Origin of the sequence: Limimaricola litoreus (genome assembly GCF_024159025.1) — a bacterium.
In the GTDB taxonomy this organism is placed as follows: Bacteria; Pseudomonadota; Alphaproteobacteria; order Rhodobacterales; family Rhodobacteraceae; genus Limimaricola; species Limimaricola litoreus.
This window is the reverse complement of record NZ_JAMYXC010000219.1, coordinates 1-5,177: the sequence shown is the minus strand read 5'-3', so window position 1 is coordinate 5,177 and position 5,177 is coordinate 1. Positions and strand designations below refer to the sequence as shown.

Sequence of the window (5,177 nt, the reverse complement as noted above, 5' to 3'; positions counted from 1 at the left end):
GAAAGCGCCGCGATCAGCGCGCCGCGCCGCTCCAGGTACTCCGGCGCCGCCGGAGCCACGGCATGGCCGGACGCGCTCGTGGCGGCAGACGGCATTTCTGCCGCCGCCGCCACCGGATCCGCCAGCAAGGCCACCCCCAGACATATGCTCAGTAATCTTGGCAAATCCGCCACGACCCCATGAATTGATCTGAGTTATCCTTGATCGAATCCGGCAACGAAGCAACAACAGGCTCAACAGCGGCCGACAAGCGCCGGGAATCGTGGGAATCGGGAGACAGCAGGCGATGGACAACGGCACCTATGTTTCGCTGTCGCTGGCCACGGCGATGCACAACGCGCTCGACGTGACGGCCAACAACATCGCCAATGCCAACACCGCCGGCTTCAAGGGCGAGCGGGTGGTGTTCGACAGCTACCTGCACCGCGAGACCGGCCTCGACAGCAGCCGCGACACCGATTTCCTGATCGACCGGGGCTCCTACATGAACCCCGAGCAGGGCGCGATGACCCGCACCGGCAACCCGCTCGACCTCGCGCTGCAGGGCGATGCCTGGTTCGGCTACGAGACCGGCGACGGGCGCACCGCCTACGGGCGCGACGGGCGCTTCGCGCTCGAACCCGACGGCACGCTGGTGACGCTCTCGGGCGCCAAGGTGCTCGATGCCGGCGGCGCGCCGATCGCGCTGCCGCCCGATCTGGGCGGCGATGTCTCGATCAGCCAGGACGGCGCGATCTCGACCGCCGCGGGCGGTGTGATCGGCCGGATCGGCCTGTTCGAGCTGCCCGACCTGCAATCCTACGAACGGCTCGGCTCGGGGATGTTCGTCCCGCCCGAGGGGGTCGAGACCGCGCGCGCCGCCACCGACGGCACCCGCGTCATGCAAGGCATGATCGAGGCGAGCAACATCCAGCCCGTGGTCGAGATGACCCGGCTGATGTCGATCCAGCAGGCCTATGAGCGCGCGCTCAAGCTGGTGAGCGGCGAAGACGACCTCACGCGCGACATGCTGCGCCGCATCGGCAGCGTCAGCTGATCCCTTTTCACGGACCCGACACAGGAGCCCGACCATGAAAGCCCTCGGAATCGCCGCGACCGGCATGCTGGCCCAGCAGACCAATGTCGACGTCATCTCCAACAACATCGCCAACGCCAACACCACCGGCTTCAAGTCGAGCCGGGCGGCGTTCCAGGACCTGATCTACGAGACGGTGCGCCGCGAGGGCGCGCTCACCTCCGAGGCCGGCACTGCCCGGCCCACCGGCGTCGACATCGGCTTTGGCGTCGAGACCGCCGGAACTGTGCGGCTCAACACCCAAGGCGGGCTCCTGGCGACCGAGAACCAGCTCGATCTCGCGATCGACGGGCGCGGCTTCTTCGCGGTCAACCTGCCCGACGGCGGGCAGGCCTTCACCCGCGACGGCGCCTTCCAGCTTTCGGCCGAGGGGCAGATCGTCACCATGCAGGGCTACGAGCTCGACCCCGGCATCGTCGTACCCGACAACACCACCCAGATCGAGGTGTCCGAACAGGGCGTGGTCATGGCCTATGTCGGCGGCGATCCGACCCCGGTCGAGCTGGGGCAGATCACCATGTCGACCTTCACCAACGCCGCGGGGATGCGCCAGCTCGGCGGCAACCTGCTGGAGGCCACCACCGCCTCGGGCGACGCGGTCCCCGCCAACCCCGGGGACGAGGGCATCGGCATCCTGCGGCAGGGCTATCTGGAGAACTCCAACGTTAACATCATCCAGCAGATCACCGATCTGATCTCGGCGCAGCGCGCCTACGAGATGAACTCCAAGTCGCTCGAGACGGCCGACCAGATGATGACCGCCGCCAACCAGATCAAGTGATGCGCGCGCTGGCCCTTCTCGCGGCGCTCGCCGCCCCCCTCGCGCTTGCCGCGACCGGCCAGGCCGCGCCGCTGCCGGTGCTGGTCGAGGAGCGCGCGCGCGACCATCTGGGACCCGCCCTGCCGGGGCGGGCGGAGTTCGAGATCGGCTTTGCCGGGCAGCCGCCCAATGAGGCCGCCTTCATCGCCGAGTTCTGGATGGACCCCTCCTCGGGCCGCTTCGTCGCCAATGCCATCGACGAGACCGGCGGGCTGCACCGCGTCAGCGGGCTCGCCGCCGTGATGGTGCCGCTGCCGGTGCCCAACCGGCGGCTGATGCCGGGCGACATCGTCACGGCCGCGGATCTGACCGAGCTGCGGCTGCCGCAGGCCCGGCTCGGCCCCTATGCGGTGATCGAGCCCGAGGCGGTGATCGGCATGCAGGTGCGCCGGATGCTGCCCGAGGGCCGCCCGGTGATGGTGCAGTCGGTGATGCAGCCTTTGGTCATCGACCGCGGCGACGAGGTCACCATCACCTTCTCGGACGGCGCGATGCGCCTCACGGCGCCCGGTCGGGCGCTGTCGGACGCGCATCGCGGCCAGGACGTCCGCATCGTCAACACGTCCAGCAACACCACCCTCACCGGCACCGCCGTGGCCGAGGGCATCGTGGAGGTCACCCGTTGATCCTGAGCCATCTGCGCCCCCTGCCCGTCCTGATGCTGGGGGCCGCGCTGCTGTCGGGCTGCGGCGCGACGCGCGACCGTTTCGACCGCGACCCGCAGACCAGCGCCATCGCGGTGAACCCGGCGACCATCCCCGAGGCCGCCGCCGTTTCGGTGCCGATGCCGCCGCCTGCCCCCCCGCGCGTCTACCAGCGCGCCGAGGCGGCCTCCCTGTGGGAGCGCGGCGGCTCGGGCGGCTTCTTCGCCGATCAGCGCGCCTCACAGGTGGGTGACATCCTCACCGTCGACATCGAGATCGACGACCGCGCCCAGCTGCGCAACGCGGGCCAGCGCTCGCGCGACGGGCAAGGCACGCTCGCTTTCCCGACCCTGTTCGGCTACGGCACCCAGATCGACAAGATCCTGCCCGGCGTCGGCCCAGACGACCTGCCGCAGGGCGACCTCGTGGACATCGGGTCGAGCACCGACGTCTCGGGCTCGGGCTCGATCACCCGCAACGAATCGATCGAGCTAAAGGTCGCGGCGCTGGTGGTGCAGATGCTGCCCAACGGCAACCTTGTCATCGCCGGCCGCCAGGAGGTCAAGGTGAACCAGGAGCTGCGCGAGCTGCGCGTCGCGGGGATCATCCGGCCCGAGGACATCCAGATGAACAACACCATTCCTTACGAGAAGATCGCCGAGGCGCGCATCACCTATGGCGGGCGCGGGCAGCTGTCGCGCACCCAGGAGCGCGGCTACGGCGAGGATGCGATGGACATCATCTTGCCCTACTGACAGGCAAATGCCGCCACGAAGAGGGGGCATCAAGGACCGAACGCACAACACGCGATGGTCCGATGAAATCCATGATCCTGATCGTTTCCCTGCCGCTGGCCTCCCTCGTGGGCGGCTACGCGGCCGGGATGTATCTCGTGCCCGCCGGAGCCAGCCAGGCGGGCGAGGCCGCCACGCCAGAGACCGACCCGCCCCAGAACGGGGCGGAGATCCACGCGGCCCCCGGCATCCCCCCGGCACCGGTCGACCCCGATGGCGGGGCCGATGCGGTGAAGGCCGGGAAAGACGGCGCCCAGACCGAGACGGCGCAGCTCCTGCAGATCGGCAGGTTGACGGTGCCGGTGCTCAAGCCGCGCAGCATCACCTATGTCGTGGCCGATATCGCGCTCGCCCTGCCCGAGGCGGATCTGGTCGCGCAGGTCGAGGAGAGCCCCGAGACATTGATGCGGATGCGCGACGCGGTGCTCGCCTCGCTCAGCGAGGCGGCCGCCTCCCCGGCGATGGCCGGCCCCGCGATCGACACGGACGCGCTCTCCGCCCGCGTCCTGGCCGATCTCAAGGCGATCGGCATGCCTGTCGACGAGGTGCTGTTTCCGAATCTCTTCAAGCAGGACGTCGCCCGGCAGGACATTCCGCAGCCCCAGCAGCAGGCCGCAGCGACACCCGCCCCGGCGGAGCGGCTGACCAACTGAGGGCGACGTGGCTCAGTTGAGGCTGACGGTGCTTGAGGTCAGCGGATGCTGACGATGCTGTCGGCCGCGATCTCGGCGCCCGAGGCCAGCTCGAGCACCGCCGCGCCGTCGCGGAAGGCCACCCGCTCGACCTGCGCCTCGGCATAGGTGGTGAAGAACACCGCCTCCTCCTCGGCGTCGATCGCATCGATCTCGACCGTGAAGCTGCCATCGGGCACCGGCAGCCCCTCGCGGTCGAGCCCGTCCCAGACGACCTCGTGGCGCGTGTCCTGCGCGCCCGGCAGCCCGTCGATGCGGCGCAGCTCTGTGCCGTCCTCGGCCAGGATCCGCGCCGAGACCGCCGCCGCCGTACCGCTCAGCGCATAGGAGAACACCGCCCTGCCGCCAGACAGCGCGACCTGGTCGGTCGGCGCCAGCACCTCGCGCCCGAGCAGCGCCGCATCCTCGCGCGCATTCGCGGCCGACAGCCGGGTCTCGATCTTCTCGAGGGTCTCGTTGGTGGTGATCGACTGCTCGACCTGTGTGAGCTGCGCGAGCTGCGACACGAAGGTGGTCGAATCCATCGGCTCCAGCGGGTCCTGGTTCGAGACCTGCGCGATCAGCAGCGTCAGGAAGCTCTGGTAATCGGCATTGAGCTTGTCGCGGCTCTGGGCGGCGGCGCTGGTGGCGGTTGCCGGTGTGGCGCTGGGCGCGGAAACGCTGTCCATCTGGGGGCTCCGATCGGCCTTAGGTGAGAATGTCGAGTTGTCCGTCACCCGCCGCGCCGCCTTCGAACGGCTTAGGGGCGGCGGGAAGGTCGGGGGCGGTGCCCTCCTCGTCGGCGGCGCCGGACGCCGGGGCGCCGAAGGCAGAATCCTGGCGCTCGCGCTCGTCACGTTCGAAGGATTCGAAGCTGAGCTGGCCGTCGTCCTGCGCCGCGCCGCTCTCGGCCAGGAGGCTCATCAGCCCTTCGCGGTCGCCCCGCAGCGCCTGCAGCACGGTCTGGTTCTCGGCTCGGATGACCACCTTGAGCTGGCCTGCCTCGCGGCTCAGTTCGATTTCTATTTCGCCCAGCCCCCCGGGGGTGAGCGCGATCCTGGTGCGGCCCTCGACGATCGAGGTTTCGCGGATCTGCGCCGTCAGCGCGCGCGAGAAGCCGCTCGGCGGCGGCGCGGGCGCGGGAACGGGGGGCTTCACGGGGCCAGCCGTCTC

At 69.8% G+C, this 5,177-nt stretch carries 7 protein-coding genes; 5 read left to right on the top strand and 2 right to left on the bottom strand.

The features are described from left to right. The first annotated feature begins 286 nt into the window (after positions 1-286). The 5 genes from flgF (at position 287) to NHG85_RS14650 (ending at position 3,986) form a co-directional block, all read left to right on the top strand. A complete protein-coding gene (flgF, locus tag NHG85_RS14670) occupies positions 287-1,036 on the top strand; it encodes a flagellar basal-body rod protein FlgF (protein WP_253333660.1) in 750 nt (249 codons plus the stop codon). Between the two features lie 34 nt (positions 1,037-1,070). After that, positions 1,071-1,856, top strand: a complete 786-nt coding sequence (gene flgG, locus NHG85_RS14665; RefSeq protein WP_253333658.1) for a flagellar basal-body rod protein FlgG — start codon at positions 1,071-1,073, stop codon at positions 1,854-1,856. Then, positions 1,856-2,521 (top strand): flagellar basal body P-ring formation chaperone FlgA, encoded by a 666-nt coding sequence (gene flgA, locus NHG85_RS14660; RefSeq protein WP_253333656.1) that lies wholly within the window; start codon positions 1,856-1,858, stop codon positions 2,519-2,521. Before flgG ends, flgA begins: the two co-directional genes overlap by 1 nt. Further along, the gene (gene flgH, locus NHG85_RS14655; protein WP_253333654.1) at positions 2,518-3,294 is read left to right on the top strand and encodes a flagellar basal body L-ring protein FlgH; all 777 of its coding nucleotides are present in this window, start codon (positions 2,518-2,520) and stop codon (positions 3,292-3,294) included. Before flgA ends, flgH begins: the two co-directional genes overlap by 4 nt. A 71-nt stretch (positions 3,295-3,365) precedes the next feature. Continuing rightward, positions 3,366-3,986 carry a hypothetical protein gene (locus NHG85_RS14650; RefSeq protein ID WP_253333652.1) on the top strand — a complete coding sequence of 207 codons (621 nt, stop codon included), beginning with the start codon at positions 3,366-3,368 and terminating at the stop codon, positions 3,984-3,986. Positions 3,987-4,024: 38 nt separating this feature from the next. Here NHG85_RS14650 and NHG85_RS14645 read toward each other — a convergent pair whose 3' ends face one another. Both NHG85_RS14645 and NHG85_RS14640 read right to left on the bottom strand, forming a co-directional pair. Then, positions 4,025-4,693, bottom strand: coding sequence for a flagellar hook assembly protein FlgD (locus tag NHG85_RS14645; RefSeq protein ID WP_253333650.1), 669 nt, complete (start codon positions 4,691-4,693; stop codon positions 4,025-4,027). Positions 4,694-4,712: 19 nt separating this feature from the next. Beyond that, positions 4,713-5,177 (bottom strand): flagellar hook-length control protein FliK (locus NHG85_RS14640; RefSeq protein WP_253333648.1); only part of this gene is annotated, 465 nt, incomplete at its 5' end.